17 protein-coding genes are annotated in these 15551 nt (G+C 45.1%); 8 read left to right on the top strand and 9 right to left on the bottom strand.

Features of this window, described 5'->3' with window-relative positions:
- Positions 1–76: 76 nt before the first annotated feature.
- Positions 77–766: a thiamine phosphate synthase gene (locus tag RID53_RS03440; protein WP_446386784.1), complete on the bottom strand. Its 690-nt coding sequence runs from the start codon at positions 764–766 to the stop codon at positions 77–79.
- A gap of 300 nt (positions 767–1066) precedes the next feature.
- On the opposite strand from RID53_RS03440, the gene RID53_RS03435 reads away from it, so the two are divergent.
- Together RID53_RS03435 and RID53_RS03430 are read left to right on the top strand one after the other, a co-directional pair.
- The gene (locus RID53_RS03435; protein WP_446386783.1) at positions 1067–1357 is read left to right on the top strand and encodes a nucleotidyltransferase family protein; all 291 of its coding nucleotides are present in this window, start codon (positions 1067–1069) and stop codon (positions 1355–1357) included.
- Entirely contained in the window at positions 1347–1688 is a 342-nt protein-coding gene (locus RID53_RS03430) for a HepT-like ribonuclease domain-containing protein (protein ID WP_446386782.1), read from the top strand. The genes RID53_RS03435 and RID53_RS03430 overlap by 11 nt, the downstream gene beginning before the upstream one ends.
- Before the next feature lie 121 nt (positions 1689–1809).
- Here RID53_RS03430 and RID53_RS03425 read toward each other — a convergent pair whose 3' ends face one another.
- Both RID53_RS03425 and RID53_RS03420 read right to left on the bottom strand, forming a co-directional pair.
- Positions 1810–2253 carry a retroviral-like aspartic protease family protein gene (locus tag RID53_RS03425; protein ID WP_446386781.1) on the bottom strand — a complete coding sequence of 148 codons (444 nt, stop codon included), beginning with the start codon at positions 2251–2253 and terminating at the stop codon, positions 1810–1812.
- 222 nt (positions 2254–2475) lie between these two features.
- A complete protein-coding gene (locus RID53_RS03420; RefSeq protein ID WP_446386780.1) occupies positions 2476–3936 on the bottom strand; it encodes a pentapeptide repeat-containing protein in 1461 nt (486 codons plus the stop codon).
- A gap of 150 nt (positions 3937–4086) precedes the next feature.
- Here RID53_RS03420 and RID53_RS03415 point away from each other — a divergent pair, with 150 nt between their 5' ends.
- Positions 4087–4749 (top strand): Uma2 family endonuclease, encoded by a 663-nt coding sequence (locus RID53_RS03415; protein WP_446386779.1) that lies wholly within the window; start codon positions 4087–4089, stop codon positions 4747–4749.
- 192 nt (positions 4750–4941) lie between these two features.
- Positions 4942–5850, top strand: a complete 909-nt coding sequence (locus RID53_RS03410; RefSeq protein ID WP_446386778.1) for an ATP adenylyltransferase family protein — start codon at positions 4942–4944, stop codon at positions 5848–5850.
- 555 nt (positions 5851–6405) lie between these two features.
- On the opposite strand, the gene RID53_RS03405 is transcribed toward RID53_RS03410, so the two are convergent.
- Positions 6406–7686: a M16 family metallopeptidase gene (locus tag RID53_RS03405; RefSeq protein ID WP_446386777.1), complete on the bottom strand. Its 1281-nt coding sequence runs from the start codon at positions 7684–7686 to the stop codon at positions 6406–6408.
- Between the two features lie 137 nt (positions 7687–7823).
- Positions 7824–9122: a M16 family metallopeptidase gene (locus tag RID53_RS03400; RefSeq protein WP_446386776.1), complete on the bottom strand. Its 1299-nt coding sequence runs from the start codon at positions 9120–9122 to the stop codon at positions 7824–7826.
- Between the two features lie 203 nt (positions 9123–9325).
- Between RID53_RS03400 and RID53_RS03395 the strand changes: the two genes are divergently transcribed.
- Entirely contained in the window at positions 9326–9901 is a 576-nt protein-coding gene (locus RID53_RS03395; protein ID WP_446386775.1) for an exonuclease domain-containing protein, read from the top strand.
- A gap of 110 nt (positions 9902–10011) precedes the next feature.
- Positions 10012–10452, top strand: a complete 441-nt coding sequence (locus tag RID53_RS03390; RefSeq protein WP_446386774.1) for a hypothetical protein — start codon at positions 10012–10014, stop codon at positions 10450–10452.
- Between the two features lie 150 nt (positions 10453–10602).
- Here the strand turns inward: RID53_RS03390 and RID53_RS03385 are convergent, their stop codons facing one another.
- From RID53_RS03385 to RID53_RS03370, 4 genes are all read right to left on the bottom strand, one after another.
- Positions 10603–12732 carry a putative bifunctional diguanylate cyclase/phosphodiesterase gene (locus tag RID53_RS03385; protein WP_446386773.1) on the bottom strand — a complete coding sequence of 710 codons (2130 nt, stop codon included), beginning with the start codon at positions 12730–12732 and terminating at the stop codon, positions 10603–10605.
- A gap of 117 nt (positions 12733–12849) precedes the next feature.
- Positions 12850–13398 carry an NYN domain-containing protein gene (locus tag RID53_RS03380; protein ID WP_446386772.1) on the bottom strand — a complete coding sequence of 183 codons (549 nt, stop codon included), beginning with the start codon at positions 13396–13398 and terminating at the stop codon, positions 12850–12852.
- A 59-nt stretch (positions 13399–13457) separates the two neighbouring features.
- Positions 13458–14135 carry an energy-coupling factor ABC transporter ATP-binding protein gene (locus RID53_RS03375; RefSeq protein WP_446378641.1) on the bottom strand — a complete coding sequence of 226 codons (678 nt, stop codon included), beginning with the start codon at positions 14133–14135 and terminating at the stop codon, positions 13458–13460.
- 11 nt (positions 14136–14146) lie between these two features.
- Positions 14147–14422, bottom strand: a complete 276-nt coding sequence (locus tag RID53_RS03370) for a hypothetical protein (RefSeq protein WP_006106524.1) — start codon at positions 14420–14422, stop codon at positions 14147–14149.
- Between the two features lie 50 nt (positions 14423–14472).
- On the opposite strand from RID53_RS03370, the gene RID53_RS03365 reads away from it, so the two are divergent.
- Complete coding sequence (locus RID53_RS03365; RefSeq protein ID WP_446386771.1) at positions 14473–14610, top strand: hypothetical protein; 138 nt, start codon at positions 14473–14475, stop codon at positions 14608–14610.
- A 194-nt stretch (positions 14611–14804) separates the two neighbouring features.
- The coding region (locus tag RID53_RS03360; protein WP_446386633.1) for a photosystem II D2 protein (photosystem q(a) protein) at positions 14805–15551 on the top strand (747 nt) is incomplete at its 3' end.

The following is a 15551-nucleotide window of genomic DNA, read 5'->3' as shown; positions in this document are numbered from 1 at the left end:
ATATCTTATTTGGATAGAATTCGGAACTAGCAATTAGCCATTCAAAGCCATATAGAGGTTTTAGCGGAACATCTCTCTACAAAGTCAATCCTCTAAATCGTGGTTTTGTTGCCCGATGAGCATCCTCCTGAAGTAATAATTGAACCACACTCGCCGGATTTTCTGCCCCCATCACCGCACCAATGACAGCAACGGCTTGTGCCCCTTGTGCGATCGCAGCACTCACTCGCCCTGGTTCAATTCCACCAAGGGCGACTAATGGGCGATAACTGCGCCTAACGCTATCTCTCAATCCCTGTAAACCTAATGTGTTGCGCTGATCCTCCGGTTTTGACAGAGGGGAGTAAACTGGACTAATCGTAGCATAGTCAGCCAAACCAATGTCATTCTGATCCAGTGCGTCGGTTCCATGACGCGAGACTCCTATAAGCATCTCAGGTGGAAGTTGTTGACGTACAGGTTCAATAGCCGTCGTTGATGATAGATGAACTCCCGCTAGATTGTATTCTAATGCTAATTGAGGATAGCTGTGTACGAGCAACAATACACCCGTCGAGTCAGTTAACGGCTTCAAGTTACTAATTAGGGTAGCAATCTCTGAAATCGTCGCTTTTTTGTCACGGATAAGTATAGCAATACGCCGAGAATTAATGTCGTTTAGGAGACTTGTTAGAGTTTGTTCTACAGTTCGACCTGCCCGATGACAAGCGGCTTTGTCAGTAATGAGTAAAAGCTCGAATGGTATAGCAGAATAATTATTAGTCATTGGCATTTTTTTGGTATAATCAATCGATCAATAAGTCCTGAACTAAAGCCCTGAACTAAAGTACTCTTCGAGAAGCCGCTCCGCGTCTACGGGCTAAAAGCTAAAACCCGTTAAAACGGGTTCAAAGAGTCACGCCAGTAAATTTTAGCTTACTTTCGCTTTAAAGTTGAGATTCTTATAACTAATCCTTTGAAAGGAGATGTTTATAGTCCAGAGATATCTATTTAGTTATTTGAGGTTAGTTATTTAGATGAATTTGGTATAATGGTATGAGTCCGTGCCATTTGACTTAAATCCATGATGAAAAGGGATGAAGTAATCGCAATTATTACGGCACACCGAGAACAGTTACAGGAGATGGGCGTAAAGTCCCTGGAGTTATTTGGTTCAGTAGCACGGGATGAAGCTCGTCCAGATAGTGATGTAGACTTCTTGGTAGAGTTTAATCGACCAGTGGGACTATTTGAATTCATAGCCGTGCGACTTTATTTAGAAGATATTTTGGGGTGTTCTGTAGATATGGGTACCCAGAAGGCGTTAAGGGAACATTTGCGGGAACCTGTACTAAAGGATGTCATCCGTGCCTTCTAGAGATTGGCAGCTACGCATTCAAGATATTCTGCAATCCATTGCCGAAATTTTACAAAGGACAGAGGGAATGGAATTTGAAGATTTCATGGTAAACAGAACTATTATTAAAGCTGTCCTCTACGACTTTGGTATTATTGGTGAGGCGGCTAGAAATATTCCCCCTGAAATTCAATCTCGCTACCCCCAGATACCTTGGCGATTGATGGGGGATATGCGAAATATTATTTTTCATGAATACTTCCAGGTAGAATTAGAGATAATTTGGAGAGCGATTAAAAATAATCTTCCCTTGCTGGCTTTACAATTACAGGAGGTACTGGAAAGCGAATAAAATGGAGAATAAGTAATACAAAAATCTACAACTTGCCTTTTTAACCCTAACCAAGACATCTTGACATAGGCGCAACGTACCTTTGTTTGATTCTCAAGGCTTTACTAACAATTGCAGCTACTTAAAGGATGGTAAAATAGGTTTCAGTTGGGCTAATGGGTAATAGTTTTAAGGTTTGATTTTTCAAGTCCAGTTCAATTCCCAATGCTTCCAGTGGGATAACACCTAGTAAGGGATCACTTCCTCCTGGAAGTTCCAAACATTCAAATGTTCCTTCTCGTCCCAACAGAGAGATTTTGGCATCTTGAAAGATTCTCGCTTTGCCAATTCCCGTAGCTGTGGCGACATCGACTTCTTTAAGGAGTTTTAATCCTAACTGATTAATGATAGATTTAGGTAGACACAAGGTTGTGGCTCCCGTATCGACTAAAACGTTAGTTAAGGTGATAGAGCGCACTCGATCAGCAGGAATCAGACCATCTTCGGCATTAGCTTGATCAATACGATTAGTGATAACTAGGGTCGTTTTAACTTTTCCCATTAAGTTATTAGTAGTAGGTTGCATAATTATAAGTCGATGTGTCCTTTTGTCTGGGGCAATACCCGGTTATATTACAGCATCTGGCATCAACAGAAGTTCTCATGAGATGATCGCGCAGCAAGGTCGGTGTTGTATTTGGGAGGAATGAAACGATAGGAGCAATGCACAAATTTTATGTCTCAAAACGTTGACAAGACAGCCAAAACACTTGCTTATAAATTACCCTTCTTGCGACACACATCTCATCTATGGATGTTGGGTTCCATCAGGCATAATCGCACCTTTGAGATTGGCACCTTTGAGGTTAGCACCTTTGAGGTTAGCATCCAGCAAGTTGGCATACTCCAGATCAGCATTCCCTAAGTGGGCAACTGCCAGGTTAGCATTAGTCAGATCAGCACCCTCTAGGTTAGCATCCCAAAGGATGGCATACTGGAGGTTGGTAGCCATCAAATTGGCACCTTTGAGGTTGGCTCCCTCTAAAGAGGTGTTTATCAAATTAGCACCCGCTAAGTTAGCACCCTCCAAGTTAGCATCTTTAAGGTTAGCACTCGCCAAGTTAGCACTCGCCAAGTTAGCACCCTCCAGGTTGGCATCTTTAAGGTTGGCATGCCCGAGTCCAGCTCTCTTCAGGTTGGCATCTTTGAGGTTGGCATTCCCAAGTCCAGCACCCGTCAGGTTAGCATACTCTAAGTCAGCACCCTGCAGATTACATCCTAGACATCTGTTTCTTTCTAGCAACTGCTTCTCTGGTTGAGACTCCAGCAACTGCTTCTCTGGCTGAGGAGTGATAACAGTTGTTCCCACCCCGGCGACAATACCCAAGGTGGCTAACCCCACAATATAAGTGAGCGTTCTCCCTTTGATCACACCGACTAAATTCTCGACGCGATCAGCCTTACCAACCCACCGTTTTGACTTAAGCGCCTCCAACGCAACCTCTGCATTCTGGAAGCGCTGTTTCACATTCGGTGCTATCATCTTCTCCAACCAGGCGATAAAGCTAGGATTGAGTTGGGGAACTAATTTCTTGATATCAAACCGATAGTTATCATCAATTAAATTACTGATATTGAGCGATCGCGTGCCTGTGAGTAAGCAAAATAACGTTACTCCTAAACTATAAAGGTCAGAAGCCTCTGTCAGGGGACGTCCAAACTGTTCCTCCGGTGGCATAAATCCCAGAGTTCCCGCCGCTACGCTACTGAGCGCCATTTGCTCACCCCCAATCCTAGCCAAGCCAAAATCTACCAAATAAGCATTCAAATACTTGTCTACCAGGATATTTTCGGGTTTGATATCCCGATGGAGCATTGGCGGAACGCGCTGTTGCAAATAAACTAATATTTCTAAGACTGACACCGCTATTTGCTGAATCTGCTCGGGAGTAAAGCTACGTCGTTCGGCTAAAGATGGCGCATTTTTATACTCCTGCACTAGGCAAAAGCCTTGTAGTGTTTCAAAGGAATCTAAATAACGAGGAATGCGGGGATGATCCAGTTGTTGCAAAACTTCAATCTCCCGTTGATAGGCTTTATAGCCTGACCAACTAGCATCGGCTAGGGCAAAGCGAAACTCTTTGATCACAGCCTTTTGGTCTGAGTTGAGGGCTTGTGCCAAGTAAGTAATGCGTCCGGCTTCGCGGTTGCGTCTTAGCTCTTGAAGAACGTGATAGTCGTATTGGTCAAAATCTGGATGGTTGCTCATTGGTCTGATACGGCTTCCCCATGATCTGAATTATAAGCGCGATCGCTCCCTAAACAGTACGGCAGAAATACTTGGGTATTTTCTTGACGGCTGTTCAAATAATCGACCCCGACTACTTAAACTAGAAGATAGAGGTTTAGATTTTGCATCATGGTCACGCTTCAACTCCGACAACTCGACGTACCCCCCGGTCAACGATTGCTGATCCATGATGTCGATTGGTCAGAATTTGAACAAATCTTGAACGAGTTGGGTGAAAAACGCACCGCTCGAATTGCCTACAGCCAGAAAACATTAGAAATCCGGATGCCACTACCCAAACATGAGCGAGAAAAATCGATTATTGGTGATCTAGTCAAAATTATATTAGAAGAAGTAGAAATAGACTGTGAATGCTTTGGTTCAACCACCTTCAAACGTCAAGAGATGGGTTACGGCATTGAACCAGATGAATGCTTCTACATCCAAAATCATCAAGTCATGGTGGGTAAAGAGCGCATCGATTTATCAGTTGATCCACCGCCCGATCTGGCTATTGAAGTGGATGTCACCTCGAAAACTCAGATGGAGAGTTACATTAGCTTAGCAGTGCCAGAACTTTGGCTGTGCGATCGCGGCGAACTGAAGATTTATACCTTACAATCAGGACAATATCAGTCAGTTTCCACCAGTCCCACATTCCCAGGACTACCGATTTTAGACCTCGTAGCAGACGTTCTCACCCAAAGTAGCACGATTGGTAGAAGTCCTGCCCTACGAGCCTTTCGTAAGCAAATCCGAAATCTCAATTCTCAAATCTCCTATGGCGATTAGTTAATGTACCAGATCCCCGATTTCTAGATCTCCGACTTTTAGATCCCCGACTTCTTCAACAAGTCGGGGATCTCTCTCTAAAGTATGGCTGATTACTGATTACGGTTTTTGATGGTGAAACGCTCGATTTCTGGGCAAAATTCATCAGATCGTCTAGATTGGATTCGCATACGGCTGATATAACAATTGACTATGCCCGAAGAAAAACCCACTGAACAGAAAACACTCACCCTAAAACCGGGTACATTATGGTCAACGGTTCAAAAGACAACTGAACACGCCCTCGAATGCGGCGCACTGCAACCGATCGCAACGGAGTATGAGTTCGTCGAACAGGATGGGATTCGCTTTCTGGTGCGGATTGTCTCTAACCTGGATCGCAAAGCCAAAGCCAAGAAGCAGCAGCAGAAGAAAAAAGCTGACTTTAACCCCTTTCTCCCTTACGAGGAAGATTTATTCGTGGCTAATATTTCCGATACTCACCTGTGTCTGTTAAATAAATTCAACGTAGTTGATTATCACCTCCTCATCGTCACCCGCGAGTATGAAGACCAGGATAATTGGCTAACATTATCCGATTTTCAGGCAATGTGGGCAGGTTTAGCGGAAATTGATGGTTTAGTCTTCTATAACGGCGGCAAAATAGCGGGTGCGAGTCAGCGACACAAACATTTACAGCTTGTCCCTTTACCCTTCACACCGGAGACATCCAAGCTACCCATCGAACCCGCGATCGCATCGGCTCATTTCCAGGATTCCATTGGTACAATACCCAGCTTTCCATTTGTTCATGCCCTAACGCGATTCAATCCTGGTTGGATAGACACGCCAAACGTTGCCGCCAAAGCCACTCTGGACGCTTATCACAGGCTTTTGGATGCTGTAGGTATACCCCACGAGGGACTCAAACAATCCGCCCCCTACAACCTGCTAGCTACACGAGAATGGATGCTGCTTGTGCCGCGATCGCAAGAAGAGTTTGAGTCGATTTCAATAAATTCACTTGGCTTTGCCGGGGCGCTGTTGGTTCGCAATTCCCAGCAAATGCAGAGTCTCAAAGACGCCGGTCCGGTGACTATCCTCAAACATGTATCGAATTAACGTAGGCGCGGAAGTCCTCACCCTCAACGTCAGTAGGGTGAGGATGGACAGCGGGAAATCGGAAGTATGAAGATTTCCAAATACTTTTAGCGCTATAATGGCAGCAACCCTCCTAGGTCTACATGGTAATGCATGGGAAGACAGATGGCTGGGCTAGGTGTGATAGAGATGTAGTCCTTGCGCGGCTCGGAACTCGACCACCGTTCGCTTTTTAGCGTCCTCCAAAAGAATAGCGCAAGATGCCCAATGGCATTACTCGGTTAGTACAGACGCTTCAAAAGCGCGTCTCTACAACCACAAACCGCGAAAATCAAGCGGACTAACAAAATATCACTGTCTGCGGAAGGCGGACGGCTGCCTGTTGACGCCCTTGTAAGACCAATGGAGGGCAACCTTTAGAGGCGTTGGCGGATGAAACGGGAAACCCTGAAGACGAATAAGACCGTCATTGTTTAGCTAAGTTAGAAGCCCTAACTTCAGCGAAGCAAGTTAGGGTACTTCACTAGTACAGATCCCCGACTTCGTAGGAGTTGTCGGGGATCTCAATGTCAGATCTTAAACGATCTGGTTAATCGCTTCACTCGGACCGACTAAAGAAATATAAGGTTCCCCAAAGAAACGCTGTGCCGCCGCTTGTGCCATCTCTGGCGTGACTTGGGCAATCTGCTGCTGAAACTTCAGATCAAACTCAATTCCCAATCCTAGGGTCTCATACCAGCCATAAATCTGGGCAAGTTGAGCATTAGTTTGTTTCCCTAAAGCATATTGACCCAAAAGTTTATTTTTAGCCGCTTGGAGTTCCGCTTCACTCAACCTGAAACTGCAAAGGCGTTCTACTTCTGTCCGCAATCCCTCCATCGCGATTACTGTATTTTCTGGGGCGGTTCCCATATACGTCACAAATAGGGAATCACACTGGCGCGTGGGGTAAAACGCCGAAACATCATAAGCTAATCCTCGTTTTTCCCGCAATTCCACAAATAAGCGACTCGAAAGCCCATTTCCTAGATAAGTATTCAGTAGTTTTAGCGCCCCATAATCTGGATCAGTAACCGATGAGGCTAAATACCCCAGCATTACCACCGATTGTTGGGTTTCCTGAGGGGTGACAACGTGGCAAGGCTGAGGGGTAATTAAGGGTAATGTGGGTGTTGGTAAGGGAGTTGAGGGCGGTTGCCAATCCCCAAAGACTTGTTCAATCTGCTGTACGGCGGCTTCCGGTGAAATTCGACCGGCGACACTAATCACTAGGTTATCCGGGCGGAAATAGGTTTGATGATAGTCTTTTAAATCTGTCGGTAACAATTCAGAAACCGTGGCTTCCGTACCCAATACAGAGACAGCATAGGGGTGATCCTGATATAATGCCTGTCGCAACTGCTCAAAGGCAACGCTAAACGGTTGCTCTTTTTGGGAACGAATATCCTGAATCGTTAGATAGCGTTCCAATTCTACCTCAGTTTCCGGGAAACTAGGCGATCGCAAAATCTGCCCCGCTAGGGTTAACATATCCAGCCAGTCGGAGGATACCGTTTTCAGCGATAATAAAAAGTAATCCGTGGCGGCATCTGTATTCAGTTGAGCGCCGACTGATTCGACTCGTTCGGCGATTTCAATTGAGGTCAGGTCTTGGGTTCCTTTGGTCAAAACCGCCGCTAGGAGATGGGTTAATCCCGCCTTATCTCGTGGTTCTCGTTGGCTACCCGTGCGAAAAAATAGGCGTGAGGCAATAATATCAGCGGCTGAATTCTCGATAGCGATAACGACAATGCCATTATCTAAAACCGTGCGATGGATAATGGACTGTTGGGGTGAGGCAGTTAGACTAGAAGGCATAATCGATAATTTAAAACATTCAACATTCAAAACTCGGTCGGGGCGGGTTTAGTTGCATCTGGGTAAGGATAAGAAACGATAGTCGTCAAACCCGCCCCTACAGACGCACCATGTAGAGACGCGCCATGGCGCGTCTCTCAAAATAATTCTCCCATCAGCAAATCTTCACTCACGGGTTTGAGAACAGTTACGGCATAGTGATAAGGAGAAAGATAACGCTGCGCTAAGTGCATCAAGTCTACGGGAGTCAGTCGTTGAATTTGCACGGGATAGGTGACAGCTAATTCTGCGGATGCGATCGTGTTGTAATAGCCATACAATCCAGCTATTTGACCAGCAGCTTCGGTAGAAAAAATATAGTCATTACACAATAATCGCTGACAGCGACGGATTTCTTCAGAGGATATCGGTGTCTGCTGTAGGTCTAATAGATGCTGGCAAATCAAGGCTTCGACTTGTTCTAAATGCTCAGGATCAAGATAGGCGCTGATGGTAAACAAGCTCGAATCCCGCTGGAGTGAAAAACCACTGCCAATATTTTGAACCAGTCGTTCTTCTTCCCGCAATTGTCTCACTAACCGGGATGAGCGTCCATCGGCTAATAATACCGAAAGTAAATCTAAACCATAAGCATCTTTTAACTGATCCACACCGGGTCCAACCCAAGCCATAAATAGGCGGGCTTGTTCAATTCGGGGTAAATACAGTTCCTGACGCCGAATCTCAGTCATCGGGGGTTCGGCTTCGGCGATGAATTGGGGATAATCACTGGGAGTCGGAAACGAGGCAAAAGACTGATTGACTAAATTTAGCGCTGATTCTTGTTCTACCCCGCCAATAATCACCACTGTCATATTCTCCGGTTGGTAGTGATTGGCGTGGAAACGGCGCATCTGCTGAGACGTGTGCGCCCTCAATTGTTCTTCGCTACCCAAAACCGAGCGCCTATAGGGGTGATATTGGTATATTATTTCTGAGAGTGCCTGAAAACCTAACCAGTCAGGATTGTCGTAACAGGAGCGAATTTCTTCTAGTACCACATCCCGTTCGCGATCAAATTCGATGTCCGGAATCGCTGGCGATAACAGTAAGTCCGCTAACGGGGGTAAGGTTTCGTCAAGGTATTGTGCGGCGGTGGTAATAAAGAAATGGGCATAATCGTGGCTAGTCGCCGCATTTGTCAGCCCCCCATGACGTTCAATCACCTGATCAAATGCACCGGGAACCAGTCGCTGTGTCCCTTTGAAAATCATGTGTTCTAAAAAATGAGCCATCCCGCACCATTCATCGGGTTCGACAATTGCCCCAGCCCTCACCCAGACATCAACCACAACGACAGGTGTTGCAGGTAAATGCTGGTGAATGACGGTTAACCCATTGGCGAGTTTGAATATATCACCAGGAAATTTGGTAGAAATCAGTGGCTCAGATAGCAATGTCTCTAAAATCTCAAATGTCGGTTAAGTTAAATTAGTCCCATCTTAGCGTCTGAGGGCGTTTATGATGAAATTTGCTTAAAACATACATAATAAAGCAAAGTAAGCCAGGTTGTAGAGGCGGGTTTGACTGATAACGCTTTGGACACAACCTCTAACTTCACAACCTGCGCTGGTTAGGGAATCTGAGAAGCAGCAGAACCATGTCTAGAAAAATTGACCAAATTCTGGTTATTGATGTCGAAGCGACGTGTTGGCAAGGCAAACCTCCACCGGGACAAGAAAGCGAAATTATCGAAATTGGGGTTTGTCTGCTGGATTGCCATTCGCATTCCGCTGTTAAGACAGAGAGTATCTTGGTTAAACCAGCACGCTCAACGGTGAGTGAATTCTGTACTGAGCTAACGACATTAACTCAGGAACAAGTGGAGCAAGGCATGTCCTTTGCTCAAGCCTGTGAACGTCTCCAAAAACGCTATTTATCCCATCAACGAGTTTGGGCGAGTTATGGGGAGTATGATAAAAATCAATTTCAAAAACAATGTCAATCCTTTGGCGTTGAGTATCCGTTTGACTCGCGACATATTAATGTGAAGACATGGTTGGCGCTGGCTCATTCGTTACAGAAGGAAGTTGGTATGTTAAAAGCCCTGTTTTTGCTCAAACTGTCGTTACAAGGCACACACCATCGTGGTGTTGACGATGCGGCGAATATTGCCCGAATTTTGTCTCAATTACTGTGGAATCAGGATAGGAGAGTTAACCAATTCTTAGATTAATTCGTTGTCAAGGTTTGAGAGGCATTGAAAAAAACTTAATACATTCTAAATTTGGTTGGGCTTACTTAAGGTAATCCCAAGTTAAAATAGCTTGATTAATGGTGAAATTCATGAAGCTTAATAAATCATTTCTATTTAAAGCAATTTTAATATTAGCTATTGTTGTATTTTCTTTGAAAGCTCCCCTGTCTTCTTCTCTAAACTCTAGTTTCATTACGACAAATAATGTATTAAATAAAACTATCAATTTGTCTTTAAATTATGCCTATTTTGAGTTTAATGATAACTCCCCAAATACAGATTTATTTGGAGATGAATTGGATCAGGACAAAAAAAATGAGACAACTGATCCCATATCATTTTGGATGGGCTTGGCTATGGCTTCTGTCGCTTTTGGCTTTGCTTTTTTAATTTTAATTGCTGGACTAGGTTTTATTTTTCAATGGGATGAAAACGTAATGGCTATTATATTGTCTTTTATAGGGGGAACTACTTTTTTTATTGCCTTCGTATTCATGGGAATTGCCTTAATTTATAGCGCTTTTGAATAATTTGCAATGAAAATTAATAGTAGATTTTTTATAGTAATAAAAATGCCAGAAATACATTGCTACTGTTCCCTGTTCCCTGCTTTCTTTTACGCTAAACGCCAATTTTAAGCCTCAAACAAAAATACTATAACGAATAGAATATAAAATAAATTACCATTGAGGAATGCCATTTAATAAAAGTCCGGCTGCTTCCTTGGTTAACGGTCTAGAAAATAAATACCCTTGTCCTTGTTCGCAGTTTAGTAGTTTCAATTCCGTCAATTGTTCTGGAGTTTCGACCCCTTCAGCAATGACATCCATTCTTAAACTATGAGCTAGAGTAATAATCGTTCTAATAATCTCAGCGTTGCGATTTTGCTGATTCATTTGGCTAACAAAAGAACGGTCAATTTTAAGGGTATTCACGGGAAATCTGTGTAAGTAACTTAAGGACGAATATCCCGTGCCGAAGTCATCCACTGACAACTGTATATTTCTCGCTCTCAATTGCAGCAGCATCTTGGTGACTGTTTCAGCGTTTTCCATTAAGACACTTTCCGTAATTTCTAGCTTCAAAAAACTACCATCTAACCCTGTTTCTGCTAAAATATGATCAATTTGCTCAATTAGATCCGGCTCCTTAATCTGTTTACCCGATAAATTAACACTAATTTTCAATGGCTCTGGTGTGGGGAATTGGGTTTGCCACATCCGCAGTTGACGACAAGCTTCATAGAGTACCCACTCTCCCAGAGAAATAATCAGTCCAGTATCTTCAGCAACTGGGATAAACTCGACTGGAGAGACTAACCCTCGTTCTGGATGTCGCCAACGTACCAGTGCTTCAAATCCAGTTAGCGTCCCTGTTACTAATGAGGTGATCGGTTGATAATAAACTTCAAATTCCTGCCGTTCCAATGCTCGTCGCAAATCATTTTCCAAGGTCAATAATTCTAGGGCGCGAGCATGCATAATTTTATCAAAGATTTCATGACGGGCTTTGCCGAGTTCTTTTGCCCGATACATGGCAATATCAGCATCCCGCAAGATATCTTCGCTGCGCTCATATCCTGTAGAACTGAGGGCAATGCCAATACTAGCACTCGTAAATACCTCATGATTATTCAGATGAAAGGGGGATTTTAAGGTTGCCTGAATCCGCTCAGCTACACGAGTGGCATCTTTAATATCTTTGATATCTTCGAGGAGAATTGTAAATTCATCGCCACTTAAATGGGCAACAGTGTCAGTGGTGCGTACACACTTTTCTAGCTGACGGGCGGTGGCAATTAGGAGTTTATCCCCGACATCATGCCCCAAGCTATCATTCACTACTTTAAAGCGATCCAAATCCAGAAACAGAACCGCAAATAAATAATCCTGATTTCGTTTTGCTAATTTAATGGCATGGTTAACCCGCTCCATAAATAGAGTACGATTCGGTAAGCTGGTTAAGCTATCATGTAAAGCATCGTGGCATAACTGTTCTTCTACGTGTTTGCGGTGACTAATATCAGTAATCGAGAAAACAATATGGGTGATAACTCCATCGGCATCTTTTAAGGGGGCGCCATTAATTGAAAGGTATTTACGGGTTCCATCTGCCCATTCAATCGCGTGCTGGACATCGAAAACCGGTTGACCTGTGACCATCACCTGTTGGAATGGTAGTTGTTCCTCTGGAAAGGGTCCACCTTGAAAATCAGTAATCTGCCAAGTGGGAGAGTTGTATCGACGTTCGACTAATTCGGATTGAGTTAAACCGAGGACTTGCTGCGATCGCGCGTTGGCAAAGATAATGTTACCGTGAGCATCAACGACGTTAATTGCGGCGACACTGGTTTGCATGATGCCCTGGAGTAGGTCGTTTTCGGGACAGAGTTGGGCTTCGATTTGTTTACGTTGGGTAATATCCCTGGCAATCCCATCAATCCGAATCACAGTACCTGTCTCATCCGCGATCGCACAGACGCGATTGTGTATCCAACGTACCTCCCCATCAGGTCGGACAATTCTGTATTCTACGGCTTGATTACCGCTTTCTACTAAACTCTGAAACGTCTGCTGAACTCGCTGGCGATCATCGGGATGAATCATCAACTGCCATAGAGTTGCTTGATCATACAGTTCACAAAGGGTTCTGCCAAAAATGGTCTCGGCAGCTCGATTAATATACAGTAGCTTATAAGTCTGGGCTGACGCTGACCAAACCACCTCGTCTAAAGAATTGAGAATAGCCGGGATGAGCTGGTGTCTTTTTGGCGACTTGGGTTCTATTCCATTATCTTGAGTAATGTTCATGCCTAATTGTTTGTGCCAATGAGTTCTATCGGCGTCCCAAACAACCTTTTTCGAGACAGCCTCTGAATAGCTACATTGATTTGTTAATAATTCAAGAGGGAGCGACGCTTCCCTGTATCAGCGAATACCCTGACGCCATTGAGATAACCGTTGTTGTGCCGATTTGTCAAGGGAATGCATTAAAAAACGACCGCGAGATTGTTTGGGTGATCGCTGTCGGCGGCGTACTCGACGACTTGTGCAATGAACATCGCTAATTAACTGTTGCGAGGACATCCATTCTGCCCCATACCCAGTAACGGTTAGCTGTTGCGCCCGATCTGAAGTTGCGACGATTAATCGTTGCTTGAACAGCTTCGGTTTACTGCGAACAGCCGCACAAAATTTTTCGATGTAGCTATCGGCGGTCTGCCCAAAGTCTGTATAACAGATTGATACATGGGGAGTTATATTTTCGTGGCGCGTTCCAGTCGGTTGATAGTGAGCATCAAAGACGATTTTAGTTTTATAGCCCCGAAAGGCGCTATAGTTAATTAAAACCTCAACTAATTCTTGCCGCGCCGCCAATAGTCCATGGCGATCGCGCGTCTTGGTCAAACTCGACTCGGTGCCGATGATGTTATAACCATCAACCAGTAAAGTAACCTGGGGTGGGGGAGAGGGCATTTTTCAAGGTTAATTTAATATTTTTTGTTAATTTTTCTCAATCTCCTCTTTATATTAATTTATGATGACATTTTTGTCTCACCCAGAAGCCGTTGCTTGAGTCGCTCCGGTTCTCCCTGTGCTACCACCCGACCATTTTCCAGCAAAAATGCGCCGTCGCAGTAGTTCAACTCTTCCAACCGATGAGTCACCCAAAGGGCGGTTAACCCACGACTTTTGACCAAGCGCTGGACTTGAGCCACCAGATCTAACTGAGTATCGGGATCTAGCAAAGCTGTTGGCTCATCCAATAAAAGGATCTCAGACTGACGCGCGATCGCACCCGCAATAGCAATACGCTGCTTTTGTCCCCCACTCAGCGCATAAATCGGGCGTCGTTGTAAATCCAGCAGATTGACAGCGGCTAAGGCTTCGGTGACTCGGGCGCGAACTTGTGCGATCGAAAGTTTCTCCTCGACTAATCCAAACGCCACATCTGCACCGACTGTCGGCATAACCAGCTGATGGTCAGGATTTTGGAAGACAAATCCCATGAGTCCCGAAATCTGTATCTCACCCGAATCAGGTGACAATAATCCAGCCAGCAACCGCAACAATGTTGATTTACCACTGCCATTTGTCCCCAAGAGCATCCAAAACTCACCCTTGGGAACTTCTAGAGAGCAAGCGTCTAAAACCGATGCTCCACTAGACCAACTGAAGCATAGATCCTGTACCGTAATTGCGGTTTGAACCATGACGTTGGTGATTACTGTTGTTCTTCAGCTAAGGCAAAGAAACCGGGTGTACGCCCTGCCCCCACAGCACCAGATTTCTGAGAAATCATCACCGCACTGATCTCATTGGTGAGAACGCCAATTTTCTTATCGGACTGGTGTTCACACGTCAGTTCCATGAACTCAGGTTTACCCGAACTCATTGCTTTCATAATTTCCTGGTAAGTTTCTTCCGCCGCTTCTGCTGACTTCCGTTGCACGGATAAGGGGAAGGGCGTGTTTTTCAAAGTCAAGTCAATCGTGAACATGCTACTCTCAAGCGCGATACTCTACCTATCTTAGACGGGAGTTGGCACAGATGAGGGAGATGGGGTGCGGAGGGGTGCGGAGGGGTGGGGGAGCTGGGGGAGCTGGGGAAGCTGGGGAAGCTAGGGGAGCTGGGGAAGCTGGGGGAGCTGGGGGAGCTGGGGAAGGACAAATGACGAATGACGAATGACGAATGACAAATGACAAATGACGAATAACAGTGGCAAAATTTGAAAATTTCTTTTAAGATAAGTTCAAGACCGTAAAGAAAAGTAAACTTTACTCACAATCGGGTCAATTATCTGCTTAGGCACAGCCTGAATCGGTTGACCGAGTGAGAATGCTTTTCTTTCGTACTTATAAATTATTGGAGATCTACACGTTATGACAATAGCTGTCGGACGCGCTCCCAGCCAAAGAGGATGGTTTGACGCACTCGATGACTGGCTAAAGCGCGATCGCTTTGTATTCATCGGTTGGTCAGGTCTACTCCTGCTCCCTTGCGCCTACTTGGCGGTTGGAGCTTGGCTGACGGGTACAACTTTTGTGACATCTTGGTATACCCACGGTTTAGCGTCTTCCTACTTGGAAGGCTGTAACTTCCTGACTGTGGCGGTTTCCACCCCCGCTGACACCTTCGGTCATTCCCTACTGCTACTGTGGGGACCTGAAGCCCAAGGCGACTTCACCCGTTGGTGTCAAATCGGTGGGCTTTGGACATTTACCGCCCTGCACGGTGCATTTGGCTTAATTGGCTTCATGCTGCGGCAATTTGAAATTTCCCGCGTCGTGGGCATTCGTCCTTACAACGCGATTGCCTTTAGTGGACCGATCGCGGTATTTGTCAGCGTATTCTTGATGTATCCCTTGGGGCAATCCTCTTGGTTCTTTGCTCCGAGCTTCGGCGTCGCCGGAATCTTCCGCTTCTTGCTGTTCTTCCAAGGATTCCACAACTGGACACTTAACCCCTTCCACATGATGGGAGTGGCGGGTATCTTAGGTGGAGCGCTGCTGTGTGCCATTCACGGTGCAACGGTAGAAAACACCTTGTTTGAAGACGGTGAAGGGTCAAACACCTTCCGGGCGTTTAACCCCACCCAAGCCGAAGAAACCTATTCGATGGTGACGGCG

Origin of the sequence: Coleofasciculus sp. B1-GNL1-01, assembly GCF_040220235.1 — a bacterium.
In the GTDB taxonomy this organism is placed as follows: Bacteria; Cyanobacteriota; Cyanobacteriia; order Cyanobacteriales; family Coleofasciculaceae; genus Coleofasciculus.
This window is presented reverse-complemented; position numbering and strand designations above follow the sequence as displayed.

Excerpts from the sequence above, each read along its gene's own strand:
- RID53_RS03440 (WP_446386784.1), bottom strand. The coding sequence starts at position 766 with ATGACTAATAATTATTCTGCTATACCATTCGAGCTTTTACTCATTACT.
- RID53_RS03435 (WP_446386783.1), top strand. The coding sequence starts at position 1,067 with ATGAAAAGGGATGAAGTAATCGCAATTATTACGGCACACCGAGAACAG.
- RID53_RS03425 (WP_446386781.1), bottom strand. The coding sequence starts at position 2,253 with ATGCAACCTACTACTAATAACTTAATGGGAAAAGTTAAAACGACCCTA.
- RID53_RS03420 (WP_446386780.1), bottom strand. The coding sequence starts at position 3,936 with ATGAGCAACCATCCAGATTTTGACCAATACGACTATCACGTTCTTCAA.
- RID53_RS03415 (WP_446386779.1), top strand. The coding sequence starts at position 4,087 with ATGGTCACGCTTCAACTCCGACAACTCGACGTACCCCCCGGTCAACGA.
- RID53_RS03410 (WP_446386778.1), top strand. The coding sequence starts at position 4,942 with ATGCCCGAAGAAAAACCCACTGAACAGAAAACACTCACCCTAAAACCG.
- RID53_RS03405 (WP_446386777.1), bottom strand. The coding sequence starts at position 7,686 with ATGCCTTCTAGTCTAACTGCCTCACCCCAACAGTCCATTATCCATCGC.
- RID53_RS03395 (WP_446386775.1), top strand. The coding sequence starts at position 9,326 with ATGTCTAGAAAAATTGACCAAATTCTGGTTATTGATGTCGAAGCGACG.
- RID53_RS03390 (WP_446386774.1), top strand. The coding sequence starts at position 10,012 with ATGAAGCTTAATAAATCATTTCTATTTAAAGCAATTTTAATATTAGCT.
- RID53_RS03385 (WP_446386773.1), bottom strand. The coding sequence starts at position 12,732 with ATGAACATTACTCAAGATAATGGAATAGAACCCAAGTCGCCAAAAAGA.
- RID53_RS03380 (WP_446386772.1), bottom strand. The coding sequence starts at position 13,398 with ATGCCCTCTCCCCCACCCCAGGTTACTTTACTGGTTGATGGTTATAAC.
- RID53_RS03375 (WP_446378641.1), bottom strand. The coding sequence starts at position 14,135 with ATGGTTCAAACCGCAATTACGGTACAGGATCTATGCTTCAGTTGGTCT.
- RID53_RS03370 (WP_006106524.1), bottom strand. The coding sequence starts at position 14,422 with ATGTTCACGATTGACTTGACTTTGAAAAACACGCCCTTCCCCTTATCC.
- RID53_RS03365 (WP_446386771.1), top strand. The coding sequence starts at position 14,473 with ATGAGGGAGATGGGGTGCGGAGGGGTGCGGAGGGGTGGGGGAGCTGGG.